The 20,701-nt window shown below is 36.6% G+C and carries 23 protein-coding genes; 2 read left to right on the forward strand and 21 right to left on the reverse strand.

The annotated features are described in order from the left end of the window. Positions 1-5 precede the first annotated feature (5 nt). Together FW781_RS19990 and FW781_RS19995 are read left to right on the forward strand one after the other, a co-directional pair. Positions 6-1,259 (forward strand): alpha/beta hydrolase, encoded by a 1,254-nt coding sequence (locus FW781_RS19990; protein ID WP_149389033.1) that lies wholly within the window; start codon positions 6-8, stop codon positions 1,257-1,259. 157 nt (positions 1,260-1,416) lie between these two features. Continuing rightward, on the forward strand, positions 1,417-4,053 hold the full coding sequence (locus FW781_RS19995; protein WP_149389034.1) for a T9SS-dependent M36 family metallopeptidase: 2,637 nt from the start codon (positions 1,417-1,419) through the stop codon (positions 4,051-4,053). Positions 4,054-4,105: 52 nt separating this feature from the next. Here the strand turns inward: FW781_RS19995 and FW781_RS20000 are convergent, their stop codons facing one another. The 21 genes from FW781_RS20000 to FW781_RS20100 all read right to left on the reverse strand — a co-directional run bounded on the left by FW781_RS20000 (position 4,106) and on the right by FW781_RS20100 (position 20,697). Beyond that, positions 4,106-5,278 carry a DUF2062 domain-containing protein gene (locus tag FW781_RS20000; protein WP_149389035.1) on the reverse strand — a complete coding sequence of 391 codons (1,173 nt, stop codon included), beginning with the start codon at positions 5,276-5,278 and terminating at the stop codon, positions 4,106-4,108. A gap of 4 nt (positions 5,279-5,282) precedes the next feature. After that, a complete protein-coding gene (locus FW781_RS20005) occupies positions 5,283-5,759 on the reverse strand; it encodes a hypothetical protein (protein WP_149389036.1) in 477 nt (158 codons plus the stop codon). Beyond that, the gene (locus FW781_RS20010; RefSeq protein WP_149389037.1) at positions 5,756-6,136 is read right to left on the reverse strand and encodes a 3-hydroxyacyl-ACP dehydratase; all 381 of its coding nucleotides are present in this window, start codon (positions 6,134-6,136) and stop codon (positions 5,756-5,758) included. Before FW781_RS20010 ends, FW781_RS20005 begins: the two co-directional genes overlap by 4 nt. A gap of 4 nt (positions 6,137-6,140) precedes the next feature. After that, positions 6,141-6,740 carry an outer membrane beta-barrel protein gene (locus FW781_RS20015; RefSeq protein WP_149389038.1) on the reverse strand — a complete coding sequence of 200 codons (600 nt, stop codon included), beginning with the start codon at positions 6,738-6,740 and terminating at the stop codon, positions 6,141-6,143. Positions 6,741-6,747: 7 nt separating this feature from the next. Further along, positions 6,748-7,383 (reverse strand): hypothetical protein, encoded by a 636-nt coding sequence (locus FW781_RS20020; RefSeq protein ID WP_149389039.1) that lies wholly within the window; start codon positions 7,381-7,383, stop codon positions 6,748-6,750. After that, positions 7,349-7,975 (reverse strand): LolA family protein, encoded by a 627-nt coding sequence (locus FW781_RS20025; protein ID WP_149389040.1) that lies wholly within the window; start codon positions 7,973-7,975, stop codon positions 7,349-7,351. Before FW781_RS20025 ends, FW781_RS20020 begins: the two co-directional genes overlap by 35 nt. After that, entirely contained in the window at positions 7,968-8,723 is a 756-nt protein-coding gene (locus tag FW781_RS20030; RefSeq protein WP_149389041.1) for a polysaccharide deacetylase family protein, read from the reverse strand. The genes FW781_RS20025 and FW781_RS20030 overlap by 8 nt, the downstream gene beginning before the upstream one ends. 154 nt (positions 8,724-8,877) lie before the next feature. Beyond that, complete coding sequence (locus tag FW781_RS20035) at positions 8,878-9,939, reverse strand: beta-ketoacyl synthase N-terminal-like domain-containing protein (protein WP_149389042.1); 1,062 nt, start codon at positions 9,937-9,939, stop codon at positions 8,878-8,880. Continuing rightward, a complete protein-coding gene (locus FW781_RS20040; RefSeq protein ID WP_149389043.1) occupies positions 9,936-11,135 on the reverse strand; it encodes a beta-ketoacyl-[acyl-carrier-protein] synthase family protein in 1,200 nt (399 codons plus the stop codon). The genes FW781_RS20035 and FW781_RS20040 overlap by 4 nt, the downstream gene beginning before the upstream one ends. 76 nt (positions 11,136-11,211) lie before the next feature. Then, a complete protein-coding gene (locus FW781_RS20045; RefSeq protein ID WP_034692439.1) occupies positions 11,212-11,469 on the reverse strand; it encodes a phosphopantetheine-binding protein in 258 nt (85 codons plus the stop codon). A 74-nt stretch (positions 11,470-11,543) separates the two neighbouring features. Beyond that, entirely contained in the window at positions 11,544-12,083 is a 540-nt protein-coding gene (locus FW781_RS20050) for a 3-oxoacyl-ACP synthase (RefSeq protein ID WP_149389044.1), read from the reverse strand. A gap of 10 nt (positions 12,084-12,093) precedes the next feature. After that, positions 12,094-13,260: a beta-ketoacyl synthase N-terminal-like domain-containing protein gene (locus FW781_RS20055; protein ID WP_149389045.1), complete on the reverse strand. Its 1,167-nt coding sequence runs from the start codon at positions 13,258-13,260 to the stop codon at positions 12,094-12,096. Then, on the reverse strand, positions 13,257-13,685 hold the full coding sequence (locus tag FW781_RS20060) for an acyl-CoA thioesterase (protein ID WP_149389046.1): 429 nt from the start codon (positions 13,683-13,685) through the stop codon (positions 13,257-13,259). The genes FW781_RS20055 and FW781_RS20060 overlap by 4 nt, the downstream gene beginning before the upstream one ends. Further along, positions 13,675-14,943, reverse strand: a complete 1,269-nt coding sequence (locus FW781_RS20065; RefSeq protein ID WP_149389047.1) for an ABC transporter permease — start codon at positions 14,941-14,943, stop codon at positions 13,675-13,677. The genes FW781_RS20060 and FW781_RS20065 overlap by 11 nt, the downstream gene beginning before the upstream one ends. Beyond that, complete coding sequence (locus tag FW781_RS20070) at positions 14,930-15,688, reverse strand: ABC transporter ATP-binding protein (protein ID WP_149389048.1); 759 nt, start codon at positions 15,686-15,688, stop codon at positions 14,930-14,932. Before FW781_RS20070 ends, FW781_RS20065 begins: the two co-directional genes overlap by 14 nt. Position 15,689: 1 nt before the next feature. Further along, positions 15,690-16,685: a BtrH N-terminal domain-containing protein gene (locus FW781_RS20075; protein WP_149389049.1), complete on the reverse strand. Its 996-nt coding sequence runs from the start codon at positions 16,683-16,685 to the stop codon at positions 15,690-15,692. 60 nt (positions 16,686-16,745) lie between these two features. Further along, positions 16,746-17,150 (reverse strand): hypothetical protein, encoded by a 405-nt coding sequence (locus FW781_RS20080; protein WP_149389050.1) that lies wholly within the window; start codon positions 17,148-17,150, stop codon positions 16,746-16,748. Positions 17,151-17,759: 609 nt separating this feature from the next. Further along, entirely contained in the window at positions 17,760-18,203 is a 444-nt protein-coding gene (locus tag FW781_RS20085; RefSeq protein WP_149389051.1) for an ABC transporter permease, read from the reverse strand. Positions 18,204-18,210: 7 nt separating this feature from the next. Beyond that, the gene (locus tag FW781_RS20090) at positions 18,211-18,642 is read right to left on the reverse strand and encodes a hypothetical protein (protein ID WP_149389052.1); all 432 of its coding nucleotides are present in this window, start codon (positions 18,640-18,642) and stop codon (positions 18,211-18,213) included. Continuing rightward, positions 18,642-19,781: a beta-ketoacyl-ACP synthase III gene (locus FW781_RS20095; RefSeq protein ID WP_149389053.1), complete on the reverse strand. Its 1,140-nt coding sequence runs from the start codon at positions 19,779-19,781 to the stop codon at positions 18,642-18,644. Before FW781_RS20095 ends, FW781_RS20090 begins: the two co-directional genes overlap by 1 nt. A gap of 1 nt (position 19,782) precedes the next feature. Next, positions 19,783-20,697 carry a dialkylrecorsinol condensing enzyme DarA gene (locus FW781_RS20100; protein WP_149389054.1) on the reverse strand — a complete coding sequence of 305 codons (915 nt, stop codon included), beginning with the start codon at positions 20,695-20,697 and terminating at the stop codon, positions 19,783-19,785. Positions 20,698-20,701 lie beyond the last annotated feature (4 nt).

The following is a 20,701-nucleotide window of genomic DNA, read 5'->3' on the forward strand; positions in this document are numbered from 1 at the left end:
TAACCATGAAAAAACTTTTAACCCTATTCTTTACCGTATGTTTTCTACTATCATTTTCTCAGGACAGAAAAGAGATCGGAAATACTTTCATCAAAACTTTATTGGTAGATAAAAATATTGAAAAAGCACATTCTTATTTTGACGCTTCAGTGGCAGGACAGATTCCGGTAGATCAACTTAAGGCCATTACAGAACAACTTCAGGGACAGATCGGAAGTTTGAAAAATATTCTTGAAGTAAACAATGAAGGAAATATCTACTATTACTATTCCGAATTTGAGAAAACGAAACTCGATGTTCAGCTTACTTTCGGTGAGAATAATAAAATGCTGGGTTTCTTCTTAGTTCCTCACAAAACATTTGAGAAACCGGATGAAAAAACTACATTGAAAATAAAAAGTGATGGTATTGAACTGAATGGGACATTATGGGTTCCTCCTTCCAACGATAAAAAGAAGTTGGTTATTTTCGTTCATGGCTCCGGAGCTCATGACAGGGATGAAACCATCGGTGAAAATAAACCTTTCAAAGACATTGCAGAATACCTCTTAAGCAACGGAATTTCTTCCTACCGATATGATAAAAGATCATATTCAAATCCTGAAACATTCAATGAAAAGTCTACTGTAGAAGAAGAAACTATTAATGATGCGGTAAATGCCGCCAATTATTTTAAAAATAATGCAGATTATAAAGGATATCAGATTATCATTTTGGGACACAGCCAAGGAGCTTATATGATGCCTGAAATTGCAAAAAAAGCACAGGTTTCAAAATATGTTTTTATGGCTGGGAACGCAAGACCACTACAGGATTTATTAATAGAACAGTACGAATATCTTCATACTATGGATCCCGTTAAAGTTCCTGCGGAAGCTGTTCAGGAAATAAAAAAGCAGGTGGCATTTTTAAACTCAGAGAATTTTACTCTAAACTCACCTGCATCTGAACTTCCTTTGGGTCAGCCAGCAGCATATTGGCAATATTTAAAGAAATACAACCAGCTTAATGAGGTTAAAAAAATTAAAGCTCCGATGTTTTTTGCACAGGGAGGAAGAGATTATCAGGTGACCGAGAAAGATTTCAACCTTTGGAAAGAAACATTGAAGAGTGATAAAACAGCCGTTTTTAAGTTTTATCCTTTATTAAGCCATTTATTCATTGCAGGTTCCGGAAAACCATCTCCAAAAGATTATGAAACAAAAGGAAAAGTTGATGAACAGTTTTTGAAAGATCTTACAAGGTTTATTCTGCAATAGCACTTAAGGTTCTTTTGGCAAATTGGTATAAAATAGATAGGTTAGTTTGATAGAATTTATATTTTCAAATAAATATTACATAAATGTGTAACATTTTGGATTAAATCTCTACTAACTCTTAAATCTAATATATTAATATTTGTTAAAAGTAATCTAAATGAAAAAAATTCGACTAAGTGTTAAGCTGTTGCTATTTTGTTCAATTTTTGGTGCAGGTATAGTATCTGCTCAAAAATATGAGCAAACAATTAAGGATTATGTTAATTCCGCTCAGGGATCGTTCCAGAGAGTTAATCCGGAACTGAAAGTATTTAAAGTTATTAACGTAGATCCCTCAAAGAGCTTACATGGGGATGTTGTAGGCATACAGCAAACAATTAACGGAATTCCTGTTTTCGGAAGTTCTGCCAATGTTTTAATCAGAGACGGAAAAGTTTTAAACTTTGCGGATACCTTTATTAAGAACTATCCTTCTGCTATTAAAGGAAAAGAAAGTAACAGAAAAGACGCTTTGGTAGCAAATACCATTCAAAAACTGAACGGATTGTCTTCCGTAAAGAATATTGATGGCAAAGAAAGTCCGATAGCAGTGAATGCTGTTTATTTTGCAAAAGGAGGAGAATTGATCCTTGGGTATCAGTTTTATGTTGAAGAAAAAGGAACTGGTAACGTATGGAATACCATCGTAAGTACAGAAGACGGTACTATTTTATACCAGGAAAATACGACTTTATCATGTAGTTTTCACGATGAATCGTTCGACCATCACGCCGGTTCACCGTTACAAAATACTCAAGCTGTTTTCCCTGCCAACATAGCAGCTGCAAACCTTCAGAATTCAGCAAATTTATTAGTTCCGGATAATGCTTCTTATAATGTTTTTGCATTTCCTACGGAAGCACCTACATTTGGAGCCAGAACACTGCTTACAAATCCATGGGATCTGACAGCTTCACCAGAAGGATGGCATTCTGACGGCACCACCCATTACACCATAACAAGAGGGAATAATGCATTTGCATACACTGATGAGGCGAATCTCAATACTCCACAATTCTCTCCTGATGGAGGGGCCAGCAGAACATTTGATTTTCCTTTAGATATAACGGCTGCACATACAACCTATACTTCAGCAGCAGTAACCAATCTGTTCTACAACGCAAATAAAATGCATGATGTATTTTATAAGTTCGGATTTACCGAATCTGCCAGAAATTATCAGGTAAATAATTTTGGAAACGGAGGTGCAGGTAACGATCCTGTTCTTGCCGAATCAAGGGATGGCAGCGGTCTAAATAATGCTAACTTTAATCCAGGAGCTGATGGAACAAGCGGAAGAATGCAGATGTTCCTTTTTTCACCTGCCGGAAATGTAAGATATCTTTATTATAATTCACCATCCACTTATACTGCCAGAGCTCCAATAGCTACTACTGCGAATTTTGGTCCTCAGATTATGGGTAATCCACCTGTGACGGGAGATCTTGCGCTTTCAACTCCAGCTGACGCATGTACTGCAGTTACTGCCGGAAGTCTTACTGGAAAGATTGCTGTGGTAAGTGCGGCAGGATGTAATTTTTCTGTTAAAACAAAGAATTTACAAAATGCAGGAGCAGTAGGAGTTATACAATACCATCCTTCAAGTAATACACCTATAGGATTAGGAGGAACAGATGCAACGATTACAATTCCTACAATTATGGTAGGTCTGTCAGAAGGTCAGTTTCTGGTGAATGATCTAACTAACGGTATTGTAGGAAATGCAACATTAAAAACAACCGCAGTTTATAAAGATGCGAGTTTAGATAATGGAGTAATCAGCCACGAGTATGGGCACGGTATTTCCAATCGTCTTACCGGAACTGGAAGTTCATGTTTATCTTATATTTCATCTAATGAGCAGATGGGAGAAGGATGGTCGGATTTCTTCGCTTTGATGATGACAACCAGACCTGGTGATACTTCTACCATGGCAAGAGGTGTAGGGACTTATGTTTCAGGGGAATCAACTACAGGATTAGGAATAAGACCAGCAAAATACTCACCTGATTTTGCTATCAATGATTATACTTATGGACGTACGAACGGGATGAAGATAAGCACATCTATCTCCGGAATTCCTATTACAGTGCCGGATGTTCACAGTATCGGGTTTATCTGGGCTTCTATGCTTTGGGATCTTAACTGGAAATATGTAGATAAATATGGATATAACAGTAACGTTCTTGCAGATCCGAACAGCGGAAGTGCAAGAGTTTTACAGCTGGTAATGGATGCTCTTAAATTACAGCCATGTAATCCTACATTTGTACAGGGGAGAGATGCTATTCTTGCTGCTGACCAGGCCTCTACAGGAGGACAGAATAAATGTATGATCTGGACTACTTTTGCTAAAAGAGGGTTAGGGGTAAATGCTTCTGCAGGTGCTCTTAACGGCTTGGAATTTGGTGCAAATCAGCCTTTGGCAGACATGAGTGATCAGGTAGAAGACTTTACTATTCCTGCGGAATGTGCTACACTAGCCGTAAAAGAAATTAACGATTCTAAAGGAATATCGATCTATCCAAATCCTGTAAGAAATGAATTCACGATAAAAACTCCATCTGATTTAAAGTTATCAGGAATCACTACAGTTTCTATCTTTGATTTCACAGGAAAGCTGATTTCTAAGGAAGCCATCAATCTTAACAAGCAGAATATCATCAGTGCAGAAAAACTGATCAATGGTGCTTATATTGTAAAAGTTAGTAACGATTCAATTGATTACTCTCAGAAGATTATTGTTTCTAAATAGGAAATTATAATAAATAATTGTGATGAGCCTGGAACTTTGTTCCGGGCTTTTTTTATTTGTTTTCCGGGCTTACTTTATTCAGAAACAGAAAAGAAGTTACCCCCGCAATAGCAGAAAGCGTGGTACTTAAGATAAAACTGCCGATGATATATTGCAACAGATTGTTTTTAATCAGTTCAAAGTTTAAATCCTGGCTTAGAATATCGCTGTCACCACTTACAAATGGAGCTCCTAAAAATAGAGAAGCCGCAATAATGAAAGGAATAAAAGGTGGAAGACTTACGTTGGAGGCCACAAATGCAAGGACTTTATTAAGTTTGAAAAGCACAGATAAACTGATGACCAGAAGGGTATGAAATCCCCAGAACGGTGAAAGACCTATAAACACCCCCAGTGCAATAGAAAATGCCTTTGTACGGTTGCTTCCGTCACTTTCTAAAACATCTTCCTGGATAAACTTTTTAAAGCTTTTTTTTTTGAAATTATTCACGAAATTTCTCGGAATAATGTAAAGCAAAGTAATGGTTACCAGAATGGTATTCAGAATACTGATTCTCGTAAAATCTTTAAAAGGCCTGAAATGTGAAACCCGTTCTGCCGGATCATATAAAACTTTGATCGGAACATTCTTTACAGGAACATGCCTCCATGCAGTCCTTACAATGATTTCTATTTCAAATTCAAACTTAGGAGTGAAATATTTCTTTGGAATTCTATGTAAAGGATAAAGCCTGTAGCCAGACTGTGTGTCTTCCAGCTTTATGCCGGTTTCAAACCAGAACCAGAAATTGGAAAAACGGTTTCCAAAACTGCTTTTCTTGGGAATACCGTCCTGAGACATATTTCTGTTCCCGATCAGAAGAACTTCTTCTTTTTCCTGAAGAAGAGCCTCTACAAACACAGGAATATCATCCGGATAATGCTGCCCGTCTGAATCAATGGTGATGGCATAATCATACCCTGATTTCTTTGCTGCTCTAAAACCTGTTTTTAGCCCATTTCCCTTTCCTTTGTTCTCCGGTAAAGAGATAATCTTGATCTGAGGATATTGGGAAAGAATCTGAGTGGTAGAATCCGTGGAGCCATCATTGACCACAATAATACTTTCGGTGTAATTGAGAACGCCGTCAATAACTCTATTCAGAGTCTTTTCATTATTGTAGGTAGGTATTAAAACGCATATCTTCTTTTCAGAAATTGCATTTTGTACTTCAGCAAGGGACATTATTTTATTTTAAACTGGCTCTTTCAGCCTCTGTAATGGTTTTAGACTGCATTGCAAACTTTTTGATGTAGCCCTTTAATGCTGCATTCTGTTTGCTGTAATTATTCAGAAGGAATGCTTTATCATCCTTCAGGCTTCCGCGATATCCAACAATTTTAGGAATGTTTTCCTGAACACTCATTCTGATCAGACGAAGTTCCGCATTGCTGGGATTACTTTTGATAACAGCTTCAAGACTTGTGGCGCCGGTTTTTACCAGTGATTTTCTGTTAGTTTTGGTAATTTTTGCTTCCATAATCTTCGCTGCCGCTTTATAGCCTACGGTCACAGCATCAGAACCGGATTGTTTTTCCGCAGTTTCAATGAAGCTTTGTGTATTACTGTTAGACTCGTTGGCTTTAGCATAGCTGTTTCTCAGCGTTTCAAGGTCAGACTGAAAGAAAAAAACAAATGCTGTTATGAAGGATAAGATAAGATTCATGACGATAATTTTTTATAGCTTACAGACAATTTTAATGCAATAGTCTCGCCAAAAGAAGTGATGTTTTTTACTTTCACATCATCTTCACTTTCGTTAATATCCAGCTGGAGTTGTAAGTCAGGGGTCTCAAAAGGATTGATGATCGCCATGAATTTTACATTGGATGCTGTTTTTAAGAATAATTTTGAACCTGTAAATTCCTCGGTGAGTTCTTTAATGATCTGCATCATACAAACACCGGGAGTTACCGGATTTCCAGGGAAGTGTCCTTTGAAAATATCGTGGTCTTTATTAAGATGGATGTGAGCAGTAAACTTTCCGTCTTCTGCTTTCTCATGGGATGTTAGCGTATAAAAGTCTGTAAGAATGGTTTGCATGATCTTATTTTTTAAGATTAAATGTGTAATATACTCCCGCCTGGAATGTTACGTTGGTATTGTCGTTATTAATATGTACAAAACCTTTTTTAATTCTGGCTTCAACCCCTATATTTTTTGTAATATCATAACCTGCCCCAAATAATAGTCCCAAATCTACATCAATAGGAGATTCGATCTCTTTATGATCTGTAAGAAGTTCCAAAGTAGGACCAAAATGAATATTAAACTTATCAAAATAGAATTTATTCACTACTGCTCCTCCCACATAAGAAAGAGTAACTGTTTTAGAAGAAACGGCTGGATTTTGGCTTTCAAATTTTGCTCCCTGGCGTGTATAATAAATTTCCGGTTGAAGAGCGTAGAATTTTGCAAATCGGATGTTTGCCTGGAAACCTATATAAAAATCTACTTTTGATTTGATGTCGTAAGCATTGGTTCCATAGTGATAGCCCTGATTATCATTATAATAAAAGGATTCATATGCAGGTCCGTCAGATATATGTGAAATATTCGCACCCACTCTGATTCCCGGATTGAAAGTTACCTGGGCAAAAGATAAACCGGTGAAAAGTGCAAAAAATAAGAAATATATTTTTTTCATGTGAAATTTATTCCGTTTCGGTTATTTGAAATAGTTTTATGTTGATCTTAAAGTCTTTGTGTTGTAGGTTTAAGCTGTCCGCGAAGATAGTTTTTTTTGCATCAAAAGTAAAATCGATTTTTTCCTTATTATTTTTCGTGTAAATGATCTGTTTTAGTAAGTTGTTTTCTTTGCTGAAGAATAAATAATATTTTTTATTCTCAATTTTTGAAAGGTAGATTTTAGCATTATTACTTTCAAAACTTTCGCTCACAGGATACTCTCTTTTCAGAAGCTGCTGAAAGTCATTCTTCAGAAAATTGATCACTATTTTTTTATCCAGATCAGGAAGGACGTAATTTAGCTTGAAATTATCATCAGAAATCTCAAAATCAATCAGTTTATTCCCGAAGTCTGATGTTAAAGCCACGCGGTGTGTCGTTTCATTCAGTTTTTTGATAATAAGAATTCCGCTCACATGGTTTTTATAGATGTCCATCTGGCATTTGTATACATAATCTTCGCCTGAAGAAAAGTATAAGTTTTCGACCATCTTTTCAGAAGAGGGAACAGGTTTAGCTTCTGTTAACTTGTACGTTTTACAGGAAACAGCCAGTACCAGAATCAGGCTATAAAGTAAACTCTGACGCAGGAATTGAAGCATTGATTTTTGTATTTTTGAAAACAATATTCGTAGTATCTCCGGAAGCCTCGGTCATATTCACCTGGGAAACCGTTGATTGGTTCTTCAGGAAATACAGCTCGATCTGTTTGATGTATTTCAACAATTGAGATGTTTTAGGAACAAACTTCGCCACATTGTAATTCCCATTTTTAAAATACGTTACCGTAAATTCAGGATCATTGAACATCGTTCCGTTTGAGCTTCCTACAATCAGCTTATTTATTTTTTCAAATGTTTTACTCTTGGCATCTACAGACGATTTTTTTCCCTGATCATTGATGAAAATCTTATTGCTTTTAAAAACAATACTGTACTGATACGGTTTTGTATACTTCCAGCTCAGCATATTAGGAGTCTGCAATGACATCTTCCCATAGGTAACAATGCTTTTATCCAGAAAGTCCATTTTTTTCGTTTGGGTAAAATCACTCTGCAAGGTTTTAATTTCTTTCGTATCCGAAGAAACCTTCGATACAAATGCTTTGGCTTCAGCTCCTGACATAGCCGTGTTTTGGGCAAAAAAGAAACCGGAAACCAGTAAGAATGCTCCGAAAACAATATTTTTAATCATTTTTATTTGAATTTATCACTGTATCAACAGTAAAGGTTGAATATTTTTTGTCCTCCAAAAATACTAATAAATCTGCCAGCACACGATAGGTCTTTTCTGATGTATCGTGGAGCAGGATAATACTTCCTTTTTTCAAGCCTTTACTGACTCTGCTGTAGATTTTCTTTTCATCATCAATGATGGTGTCTAAAGACCGGACATTCCACCCGATGCTTACTTTCTGGGTTCTTTTGATCGCTTTTGCAATATTAGGATTCGTCACTCCGAAAGGCGGTCTGTAGAGAGAGGTGCTGGTATTTCCAACATTCTTCATAACTGCATCACATTTTTCAATTTCTTCAATCATTTTTGAAGTAGATAAAAATCCTGTGGAATTGGAATGTGACAACGTATGATTTCCAATAATATGACCTTCTGTAATGATTCTCTGAAACGTTTCCGGATATTTTTCAATCTGCTTTCCAATACAGAAGAAGGTGGCTTTTACCTGATGTTCTTTAAGCAAGTCTAAAAACTTTGGCGTAAACTCGGTTGGACCGTCATCAAAAGTAAGGGCAACTTCTTTGGTCTTTGTGCGTTTATGAGTAATACTGTTGACAAAATATCCCAGTTCAATGTCAAATGAGCCCCAAACCACCAATGCAGAAAATGCAAAAAAACAAAACAGATACACCCAAAAACTTCCGTGGAATGCATAAATAAAAACATTACAGAAGAGATAGAACAGGATGAAGGGGTAGTGTTTCATTGCTGAGGTTTATTTATATTGAACTTGTTATTATGAGTTGTATGGTCATAATGTTTATTGTATACCATTGCCACTCCGCAGAAGACTAGACTAATCTAGATTCCACGCTTCGCTCTGAATGACAAACAGACTGTATAATTTTCAATTTCAACAATTATGCCTTTTCCAATAATACCAAGCTGTGATCATTACCTGCCAGGTGATTGTAAAGAAGTATATTTTTCACACTTTCCTTTTTCTCAGAATTGATCATCATAATTTCCGGGATCTGCTGTTCCTTAAGGATATGACAGGCCATAAATGTTGAAAAACCGCTGGCTGTATTGAATTCTCCACTCAAATGTTTGTAATAAAGCAAAGATGAGTCCGGAAACACGTCCATTGCTTTGGTATAATAAACATTAGAATCTGCATCTCCGCTGAATCCTAAGATAACAGCATCAATATCATGAGCTGAAAGATTGTTTTGAGTTAAGAAATTTTGGATAAAATCCTGCACTTCATTCAACTCTACTTTGTTACTGATACTAATGTTTTTAAGTTTTGCATATGTACTTTCAGTCTTATTTTTTCCTACAACAAAGAAGCTGGCGCCTTCACCCCAAACCACTCCATTGGTAGTGGACTTTAGGTAGTCAACGGGAAGATCTGTTTCTTTTTTAATCGTATTATTTAAACAGTAAAGCTCCATTGTTCTGTTTGTCTGTTCGTCTGTAGAACCCACAAGCACATTTTCTGCTTCTCCGTCATTGATCTGAAGCTGAGCATCCAATAATGAAAATTCCAGTGAAGAAGAAGTATTTACATAGGTAAAATTATAAGCATGACATTGTAGTCCCAGAGCAACCTGCCCTGCTACCGTGTTGTGAGTAGACTGAATAAAAAAGGTAGGCGTAAGGAACTCTTCATGATTGTCTATTACATTTTTCAGAAACTTTTCAGAATCCTGGGAGCAGCCCATTCCGGTTCCTACAATAATGGCATCCGGCTGTTCGATACCTGCTTCTTTTAAAGCATAATGTGAAGCTACAGAACTCATTTTTACCGTTTTGGACATTCTTCTGATCATGGCTGGTGGAATGAACTCTTTATAGTTAGGTTCTATCGCTTTGATGATATTTGAAGAACTCTCAGGGGTAAGGTTCTGAAGGATATTTTCGTTTAAAGTGTCCTGAACGGAGATACAGGATGCACTGTTGATGTATACTGTACTCATGATTTTGAAAGAATTAAAGTTGAACAGTTTCCTCCAAACCCAAATGAATTGGAAAGTACATGATTGATGTTTTTCTCTTTCAGCTCGGTAACAGGAGTAAGATCAAATTCCTCCATTTTAGTTTTGAAATTCAGGTTCGGGAAAATAAGGCTGTTTTGCATCGCTAAGATTGAAAATACAGCTTCAATTCCTGCTGCTGCTGCTAAAGTATGTCCTGTAAATGCTTTTGTAGAGCTGAATTCAGGAACCTGGTTTTCTCCGAAGATTCTGATCATGGCAATACCCTCTGACAAATCATTATTAGGAGTTGCCGTGCCGTGAACGTTGATATAATCTATATTTTCTTTATTTAATCCTGAGATTTTCAGGGCCTGCTGCATGGCTAAAAACGCTCCCTGTCCGTTTTCGGAAGAAGCGGTCTGATGGTGTGCATCATTGGCATTTCCATATCCGGAAAGATAAGCCAGGACTTTTTTGTTATCTTTTTTGACCATTTCTTCAGATTCAAGGACCAAGAAAGCTGCTGCTTCCCCAAGGTTCAATCCTTTTCTGTTGTTGTCAAAAGGAGTATTGTATGAATCCGTAAGAATCATCAGGGTATTGAAACCGTTCAATGTAAACTTTGAAAGAGAATCTGTTCCTCCGACAATGACACGGTCCAAAACTCCGTTTTTGATCAGTTTAGCGCCCATCATAATAGCATTGGCTGCCGATGAACAGGCTGTACTGATGGTAGAAACCATGCCTTTTAATCCCAGATAATCAGCAATTGCCAATGAGGAATTTCCGGCATCATGAGCATCAATATATTTTTGTTTCTCAGGAAAGTCTTCGTAAGAGTAGAAATATTTTTCAGTAATATCCATTCCTCCTACACTGGTAGAGGAGATCAGCCCGGTTCTGCAGCTGTTGATTTCTGAAATTCCTGCGCTTTCTACAGCTTCTTTTGCAGCGATCATTCCCAGTAAAGACGTTCTTGTAACATTATTGTCTTCATCAAGCTGAAGTTTTTCTACAAGTGCTTCATTGGATAATTTTATCTCACCCGTTTTAATGATTCCGGCATGTCGGGTTTCAAACATTTCAATATCTGAAATTCCGTGTTTTCCGGTTTGTAATGAAATAAAATTTTCCTCCACATTGTTTCCGATGGAGGAAATGATGCCCATTCCTGTTATGGCAATTTTTTGACTCATGGTATTAAATAATCTAACAATGTATCAAACTAACAATTTACTTATACTTGCTACACTGTTAGATTGTTATATTAATTTATTTTGTTCTGTTGTCTTCGATAAATTTAGCCATCGTATCAATAGACTGGAAGATTTCCTTTCCTTTTTTAGGATCGGCTAATTTTATTCCGTAGTCTTTATCAAGAAGAACGATCAGTTCCAAAGCGTCGATAGAATCTAACCCTAATCCTCCTCCGAACAACGGATCAGTATCTTTGATTTCTTCTACAGATACATCTTCAAGATTAAGAACTTCAATAATTTTGTGTTTCAATTCTGTTTTTAAGTTTTCCATAATTAAGTTGTTTATCAGTGTTTCAGTATATCATGAAGATCATTACATCATTACACTGTTATATTGTTACATTTCTATAAGGTTAGCAAATATACAAAAGCTTTATAATTTTCCTGATACAATTCTACCCAGCCGCATAGTACTTTGTCAGCTTTTCCGGATAACAGGATTTGTTCAGAATAGTCATTTAAAAATTTTTCATCAAATTCGTCCAAAACAAAAAAAGCATTTTCTGTCTGCATTTTGTGCTTAATGCTGATTTCTCCAACACAGATGTTGGGTAGAGTATAGACAAACACTGCCGGACTTGGGTAAAAATTATTCTGATCGTTGATGCTTTCCTGATATTTGAAATCCGTATCCAGGCTGGATGATCTGTTGGCAAAAACAATGGCCGTTCTGCTGTGATCTTCATCTTTCAAAATTGTTTCAGCGGAAAGAAAGGCCAGCTTGCTCAGGTTATCCATTTTATGAAACTTGGGATAGCTGAGATCTAAGCTTTTATAAGCTTCTTTGGCAAATTCCTGAAAGGTTTCGCTTTGACTTTCAAAAATAAGATTTCCGTCAACGGTTATTTTTGAATGTTCTATGGTACAGCTGTTTATTTTCTTCATCACTTTCAATTTAACATTTTTCAAGTACAACAGCCGAATTACATCCTCCAAAACCGGAAGCTGTCTTTAGAATAAATCTGATGTCTGCAGATTGATTTTCTTTGATAATATTCAAAGGCTGAGTTACTCCCATTTCTTCAAAATTCTTTGAGGGAAGCAGAGTGTTATGAATAGCACTTTCCATAGAAATTATACTTTCAAGAAGCCCTGATGCACCCAGACAATGTCCATAATAGCCTTTCATACTATTGAGCGGAACGTTTTGAAGTTCCATTCTGTTGAAGGCAATAGCTTCCATTTCATCATTATATAAAGTTGCCGTTCCGTGGGCAGAAATAAAGTCGATTTCTTCAGGAGAAACCTTCGCTTCATCCATAGCATTTCTGATACTGGCATACAAACCGTCTCCTGTTCTTGAAGGCCCGGAAATATGGTTGGCATCATTGACTGCAGAATCTCCCAGAACTTTAAACCTAAATTTTTCGTTTTGTGAGATAGCTTCGTCACTTTGTTCCTCGCAAAGACATGAAGTGATGTAAACAGCTGCTGCAGCTTCACCAATATTGATTCCGTCTCTGTTTTTATCATAAGGTTTACAAGGTCCTGATCCAATCGCCTGAAATGAATTGAATCCTGAAATAACAAACTCAGAAAGCTCATCCCCCGCAATGACAAAGGCGTCTTTATATTTTCCTGCCTGAATCATATTCTTAGCCACAGAAATTGCCATTACCCCAGAAACACAGGCATTGGAAACAATAATAGGCTTTGTTTTGAATCCAAAAAAATCTGCTACTTTTTGTGCTAATTTTGATAAATAAACGCCTTCCGGTAATACAGCCTGATTTTTTAAAAGACTGATATTTCCTTTTGTGGTAGACAGAATAAAGGCTGTATCTTCTGATACTGAGTGGTTTTCAACAAGAGGTTGTAAGCTTAAAAGAAGCATTTTTTCAAGCCTTGTAAAATCAATCGTATTCTGAACAAAGAATCTGTTGAATTCTTCATTTAGTTTTTCAGAATCAATCATGGAAGCATAAAAAGCATCCTGATTGTCTATGATTTTATGTAAAGCAACTCCCGATTTTCCTTCCAAAAGAGCGTTCCAGTTAGCATCCACATTGAAGCCTAAAGGAGTTACACAATTATAGTCTGTGATATAAATTTCTTTCCTCATGATAATCCCATTTTATCTTTCCAGTTTTGAAAAAATTCCGGGTTGTACAGACATAAGCTTCCGTTGCTGTCCAGAAATACCTGGATTGTTTCTCCGCTGCAAACTAATTGATCTTCTTTGTTGAAGATTTCATATTTGTATATCAGCTTGGCGGATATCGAATTTACATACGTTGTTACAATTCTGAAGGTTTCCCCATATTTTAAAGGAAGAAAATGTTCGCAGGTACTTTTTACAATGGGTGTCACATATCCTGCATTCTGAATGTCAAGATAAGTCAGACCATGCTGGCGCCCGAAGGCTTCTCTACCATCTTCAAAGTACACGATATAGTGTCCATGCCAGACAATTCCCAGTGGATCTGTCTCGTTGAATCGTACTCTTACTTCTTCAGTACAGGTTAATATATTTTCTTTAGACTGCATTTTGTTTTCTTTCGTAAAAAATGGAAATCGCTACGGTGGCAAGATAAAATAGTAGTAAGAATGCTAATTCTTTAGCTATTCCACCAATACCACTATTTCTTAAAATAATGTCATAGTAAGCATTCAGTCCCCAGTTCATAGGGGAGAATTTTGCGACGGTCTGCATGAATTCCGGCATTAAGAATACAGGAACCCAGATTCCACCAATAGCTGCCAAAACCACTACAGAGGTTGCTCCAAATGGGGCAGACTGCTCTTGTGTATCAGCAATAGTTCCCAATAAAACTCCAAATCCAATGGCCGCCAATCCTGCAAACAGCGTTACGGTGATAAGCTGGAACATTTTTCCGGAAACATCAAAAGCCGGAAGATCCATATAAGGGAAAAGATAAATACCCACCGCAACCATCAGTAAAAACTGAATGATACAAATGATAAGATAAGTAAATGTTTTTCCTAAAATATGTACAAAATACGGAGTAGGGCTTATTCTTGCTCTTACACTTGTTCCCTGGCTTTTTTCCTTCACCAGATTAATGGATAAAGGGACTACAATAAAGAATATCGCAAAAAGAGTCCAGGCGGGAACATTATGCTGAACGGAATTCGGCATTACATCCATTTCTCCTTTCTTTGGGGTGATTTCTTTAAAGCTGATCAGGTTTTTATTTTCATCAAGGTTTTCTGTTGTTCCCAGCTGATCCTGAAATGCTTTGTAAATCTTTTTATTTTCAATCTCAAAAACCATTTTGTTGACAGAATTCATCACCGAGTTTTTGAATCCTGCATTGGTGGCAGGATCAAAGTACAAATGAATTTCCTTGGCCTTTGGAGCAGCTGTTTTTACTTTTGCAGAATCTCCTTCCAGTCCGAATGAGCTTACAATGGTCTGAACTTTAGAGTCAATATTGGAATTTAAATCTTTCGTTAGATTTTCAGGAATGACGATCGCCATCTGATAATCTCCGGAAAAAACAGCATCCTGGGCAGATTTTTCATTGAAATTGGTCAGCAGCTGGAATGTTTTGCTGTTTTCCAGCTCAGCTTTTATATTTTTTGAAACTTCAGATTGATCCTGATCAATAAAAATGATAGGAATTTTTGATCCTTCAAGGTTTTTAAAGGTAGAATCCTGAATAAGGGTAATGGTTACAATCAAAAGCAAAGGCATCACAAAGATGATGACAATTCCTCCGATATCTCTCTTTAGCAGAAGAATTTCCTTAATGAAGCTTCTCCACAGTTTATACAACAACATCTCTCAGTTCTTTTCCGGTTAATGAAATGAAAACATCTTCAAGGTTTTCAGCACTCGCTACTCTGTTCACCAGTTCTTCAGGTGTTCCTACCGCATGAATTTTCCCATGGTCGATAATGGCAATTTTTGTACAGAATTCTTCCGCTTCCGAAAGGTGATGGGAAGTATAAATAATGCAGGTTCCCTGTTTGTTTAAATCCAGAAGGTAGTCAATAATTGCTTTTTTAGACTGAACGTCTACTCCTACAGTGGGTTCATCTAAGAATAAAACTTTAGGATTGTGAAGTGTACCGGCGATGAGGTTGCATCGTCGTTTCATACCTCCAGAAAACTGCCCTACCTGTTTATTGGCAAATTTTGAAAGCCCCATGATTTCCAGCGATTCATCAATTACTTTTTTAAGCGAGTTGTGCTTCAAGCCATACAGACTTCCGAAAAACATCAGGTTTTCTTTGGCCGTAAGAGTTGGGTATAGTGCATATTCCTGAGGTACAATTCCGATAATCTGTCTTATTTTGAATCCATCTGAATGTGGAGATAAACCATTGATGGTAAATTGTCCTGAAGTAGGTTTTATAAGTCCCGAAAGCATAGAAATCAAAGTCGTTTTTCCAGCTCCGTTGGGTCCGAGAATTCCGTAAATTTCATTTTTGCTGATATTCAAAGAGATATCATTTACAGAAAACTCATCAGAATTTTTGTACTTCTTATATAAGTTTTTGATTTCGATCATATTTTCTGCCATATCAGATCGCTTTTCTCAGTTTTTTATAGAAAGCTTCTTCCAGATCTGCAATATGCAGCATCGTTTTTGAAAGTTCATTGTAGATATTGCTTTTTGAGTTTCTGTTTTTGTAAACTCGTGCAATATCCACGGCAAAATCTCTCCAAAGGTCGCCTATAGAGGTGATTTCTTTAGATAATTCTTTCAGTTCCTCATTTTTAAGGATCACAGATGCTTCCTGAAGAAATGCTCCGTAGATAAATCTGAAACCTCCGCCTCCGGTTCCAATTTCTTCCTGCATTCTGATCAGTTGCCCCAAATAATGGTTGGTCACTTTTGTTCCTTTCTTCTCTGCCCATTTCGGGATACTTTTTGCCACCCATCTCATTGCTTTTACCCCGATAAGCGGTACCGGTGCCAGCATATTTTTGCAGGTATCTTTGATTCCTTTTTTAATGGCTTCTTCAAGATTTACATTTTCAGGAACATAAATAGGATAGTACATATGACCTTTCGGAGGAAGTGCTCCTTTGGCATATCTTACTTTTTCCAATTCTGCTTCGGAAAGGGTGGTTGTATAATCCATTACAGGATCACTGATCAGGAATTTCCCGTCTTCTTTTCCGTATACCACAAGGTTGTGGGCATTGAAGTGAAATTTATATTCTTCAGGAAAGTAGGTAAGGTTGAAAACACCCACCTGAAGTCCTGTAGGAATATTTTGTTCAAGATTTCTTTCAAGAGCTTGTTGAGCGTCTTTAGGATTTGAGAATTTTTCTCTTTTAATTTTAATTCCTAATCTTTTGGCTGCTTTACTGAAAATAGCACCCGGCATCGGACGGTAGCTGAAGCCCGGAGCAAAATTCACCTTTAAAAAAGGGAGATAGACAAAAAACAGCCCGGAACCGATCCCGAAGATCATTGGCTCACTTAGTTTCAGGCCTTTATTAAGCAGTAGATTAGAAGCAACACCGTTTTCGCAATGCGCAGTCTGATGGTGTTCAAAGTTTAATTTCATTTGCTGATTGTATCTTTTCATTGGAAAATGGAACAGGCATTATATATAGCCTTATTTCATTTATTTTCCGTTGAAGTTTTTTAATTCATCCACCGAAATTCCGAATGCATCGGCATATTTTTTCAGTGCAGTTTCGCTTAATGTTTTAAATATCTTGGGTTTAAAATGTCTTTTTACCCTCCATTGCCACATTCCTACATAAGAAGCAAGAACACCCAGATCCATTTTATTCAGTTCCATAAAATAGGCGATAGGGCTTGCCGTGTTATTGGCAACATTTTGCTTTGCTTCCTCAATTCTTTCATGAATAAGTTCCATAGATTCATCCAGAGCAGCTTTCTTGGCATCCCAGCCTGTACTGTTTGCTGTGGTGTAATTATCGTTCTCATCCGTTACATACAGAACTTCAGTCATGTTGGCGGATTTCAGATTACTTTCGTCTTGAGGTAAGTCTTGTTTTTTCATCTAAATAATGTACATTTTTTTTAGATTCCAGATGAAAAATCTTCACCTGTTTTTTGATTCTTATAATCAGGTGGCTAAAATAGTGAAAATACATTATATGTAAATCATATTAAATCTGAGAGCGTTATTACCTTGACACAGAGGTTATATCAAATTATATCAAAGACTATGCTACCAATGTAATGATGTAAAACCTAATTTTATTTTACTGTTTTATAGAAAATCTTTAAGTGAAAATCTATAGTGAAAGAGAAAAGGTCTGTTTTTTAGTTTAAAACTGTTTCTTCCTGATGATCAGAGTTTCACGGATTTTAGTAATGTTTCACGTGAAATAATTCCTATTGTGAGGATGTTTATAATTTGTATTTCATTGGTTTTCAGTTGTATTCTTCTGTGTTTTTTTTGATTTTAAATAAATAAAAAAATGTTTTTTTATTGTAAGGTAGTTGTAATCAATTCAATAGGTATGGGCTTTAGCCAAAACCTATATTTTAAACATAAATGGCACGAATGAATTGCACAAATATTCACAAATCCATTTAAGATTAATATATAGAATAAAAAAGCTGCACATTTTGTACAGCTTTTTATAATATGTTGAATTGATCTTTACGATTTTACCTCCTGAATAAACAGGTTGATTTCCGCCCTGATCAATAATTCATCATTATGAAATGTTTCACAGAAGATGTGGCATATGTTTTCAAATTGTGAAATCAGAGATGCCTTGGAAATGATTTTATCATTCACTTTTGGAAGGGCAAAAACCTCAATTTTCTTGATATTGGTAATAAACCCTATTACCTTAGTATCTGCTTCAGGATTTTCAAAAAAGCTTTGCCCAAGAATAGAAGAGCACGTTTGTGCCAGGTTTTCGATTAATCCGGCTTCTACAAACTCATTGTTGTGAACAAAGACATTATCTTCTTTTATTTCAAAGGAAGTCACTACTTTTTCTTTGGTCAGTTCCAGGATATAGTCTGCCATAAGCATCGGTTCGCGATGCGGTAAAAAGTTGTGTATATTGATGATATTCTCTTCCTTTATTTCCATTTCCAGTTTATTTTACAGCGGTTTTCATTTGAGATTTTGCAATCACTTCACCGTTTAGTTTTGTAACAATATCCACAAGGGTTACACCCATTACTTCATTGAGGATGGTTACCTCAGATTTCAACTGATCTCCTATTTTGGGAAGTGTTTCAGCTTCAAAAGATTTGATGGCTCCAATATACCCGGTTGGAGCTTCTTTTCCCAGCAGATAATATTTATATCCTGTGTGGAGTGCAACGCTCTGTGCCTGATGCTCAATAAGCCCGGAAGCCTGAAATAATCCGTCCTGAATGAAAAGATTGTCTTCTTTAATCTCAAAACCGGATAAAAGATGGCTTTCAGAATATTCTGATAATTCATGTACCATCACAAAAGGAAACCTTTGTGGAATAAGGCTTTCTACAAAATCTTTATCAGATGTAGGCAGTTTGTTTTCCATTAGCAAACTGTTAATAAAGCACAAGAATAGGCGAATCTTCCACTTTCAGGAACACAAAGAAGTACTTTTTCTCCTTTTTTCAATGTCCCGGAATTCATCAGTTCTTCAAGAGCAATAAATATAGATCCAGCTCCGATATTTCCAACCTCAGAAAGGTTATAGAACCATTTTTCAGCCGGGAAATCCATTCCTTTTTTAGCAAATTCTTCTTTCAGCCCGTCTTTGAAATATCCTGAAGAAATATGAGCCAATACATGGTCGATTTTTTCCGGATCTAAATTATGTTTGTCAAAAGAAGATCTTAGACTTTCCGCTCCTTTTACAAGGATATATTTATCAAGGATTTTAGTATCCTGTTTGATGGCAAAAATAGATTGCTTCAACCATTCATCAGAAGGGTAATCTGCCCATGATTTCAGGCTTCCGTCTTCCAGTTTGTCACATCCGGCATACATACATGCTTCAATTTCGTGTGCATAAGAATAGAAATCAATGAATTCTACTTTTAAAGAAATACCGGTTTCTCTCGGTTTGTTTTGCAGCAGGAAAGCACCTGCACCGTCGGAAAGCATCCATCTCAGGAATTCTCTTTTGAAAGCAATGATAGGTCTTTCTTCCAGTAATTTTAAATTCTCAGCCTCATGGTTGAATTTGTCAGCAGTCATCCATGCAGACATTCTTTCGGAACCTGCACATACAGCACTTTCCTGTACGCCTGCTTTTACAGAAAGGAACCCATAGTTCAGCGCATTCATCCCTGAGTTGCAAAGACCTGTAGAAGTATTAATTTCAATAGATTTTCCGATGTTCAGTTCACCATGCACCATAGAAGCGTGAGAAGGCTGTATCTGGTCTGGTGAAGTAGTTCCTACGGATAATAATTTCATATCTTCCTTTTTGAAATTTTCATCAAAAAGCCCTTCAATTGCTTTTGCAGTAAGCTGCGCATTAGAGTGTGTAGGATTTCCTTCTTTGTCTAAGGCATAGTATCTGGTCGTGATTTTATTATTTCTTAGGATAAGTGATTTTGCTTTAGATGGCGCATCATTGATAAGCCCAAGATAAGTCTCCATTTCATCATTCGCTACCGGCTCATTGGGTAAGTATTTTGATGCTTTTGTTATAAATACGTCGTACATTCTATTTTAAATTAATTCCTTGTAAATATCTTTTTTGTTTTTGTCTTTTAAACCAAAATATAGGGGTTGTAAGCAGGTGTAAAACCAAAACGACAGGTGAGATAATCCATATCGCTGCCATCAAATATACCTTAAAGAATTTTATCAGCAATGGGCGTTTCTCTTTTTTCTTTATAATCAGATTAGACCATACTGTGAAAATTTTATTTCCTACCTTTTCTACCCGTACTAAAAACGCACGAATTTCAATAGCTCCGTTTTTAACGAGATCCGGCTGTAAATTATTAAAGTCATTATTATTAAAATGTCTTTCAATAATCTCGCCATACTTTACTGAGCCTGCAATTTCTTCATCGGAAACCCCTGCAGCGGGAAGCATCCCTGACTTTTCTTTCTGACCTGTTGTGAGCCATCGCAGAATGGTCAAGACACTCGTATAATTGTCATGTCTGTCTACCAATGCAATATTCCCCACAAGTTTAGCTTGTAAATCTTTTAAGTATACCTTTAATTTCTCCTGGGAAAGCATCCACATATTTCTGGTTCCGGAGATGGTGACTACAGGGGTATCTTTAAGGATGCGCTCTGCATAGCCACTCTTTAAAAATGAAATGATAGGGATGGATGGTGTGAGATACCATACCTGATATCCGAAAAGAATAAGGTCATACTTTTTGGTCAGAATCTCTTCCGAAGGAGGGAGGATTTCTTTTGGAATCTGTAAATAAGACTCCGGAAAGGTATTGAAAAAAACATCACCTGGCCAGGGAAAAGGAAAATCTTCCTTTAGCTGAATGTTGTAATACGTAATATCATAAGCTTCCTTTTTATCTTCAAAAGGTTTGGCTATGTTTCTCACGATATCTTCGAGTTGTCCGGTTTGTGAATAATATATGACAAGTATATTTTTCTTCATTAGT

Source organism: Chryseobacterium panacisoli (genome assembly GCF_008274625.1).
Taxonomy (GTDB): domain Bacteria; phylum Bacteroidota; class Bacteroidia; order Flavobacteriales; family Weeksellaceae; genus Chryseobacterium; species Chryseobacterium panacisoli.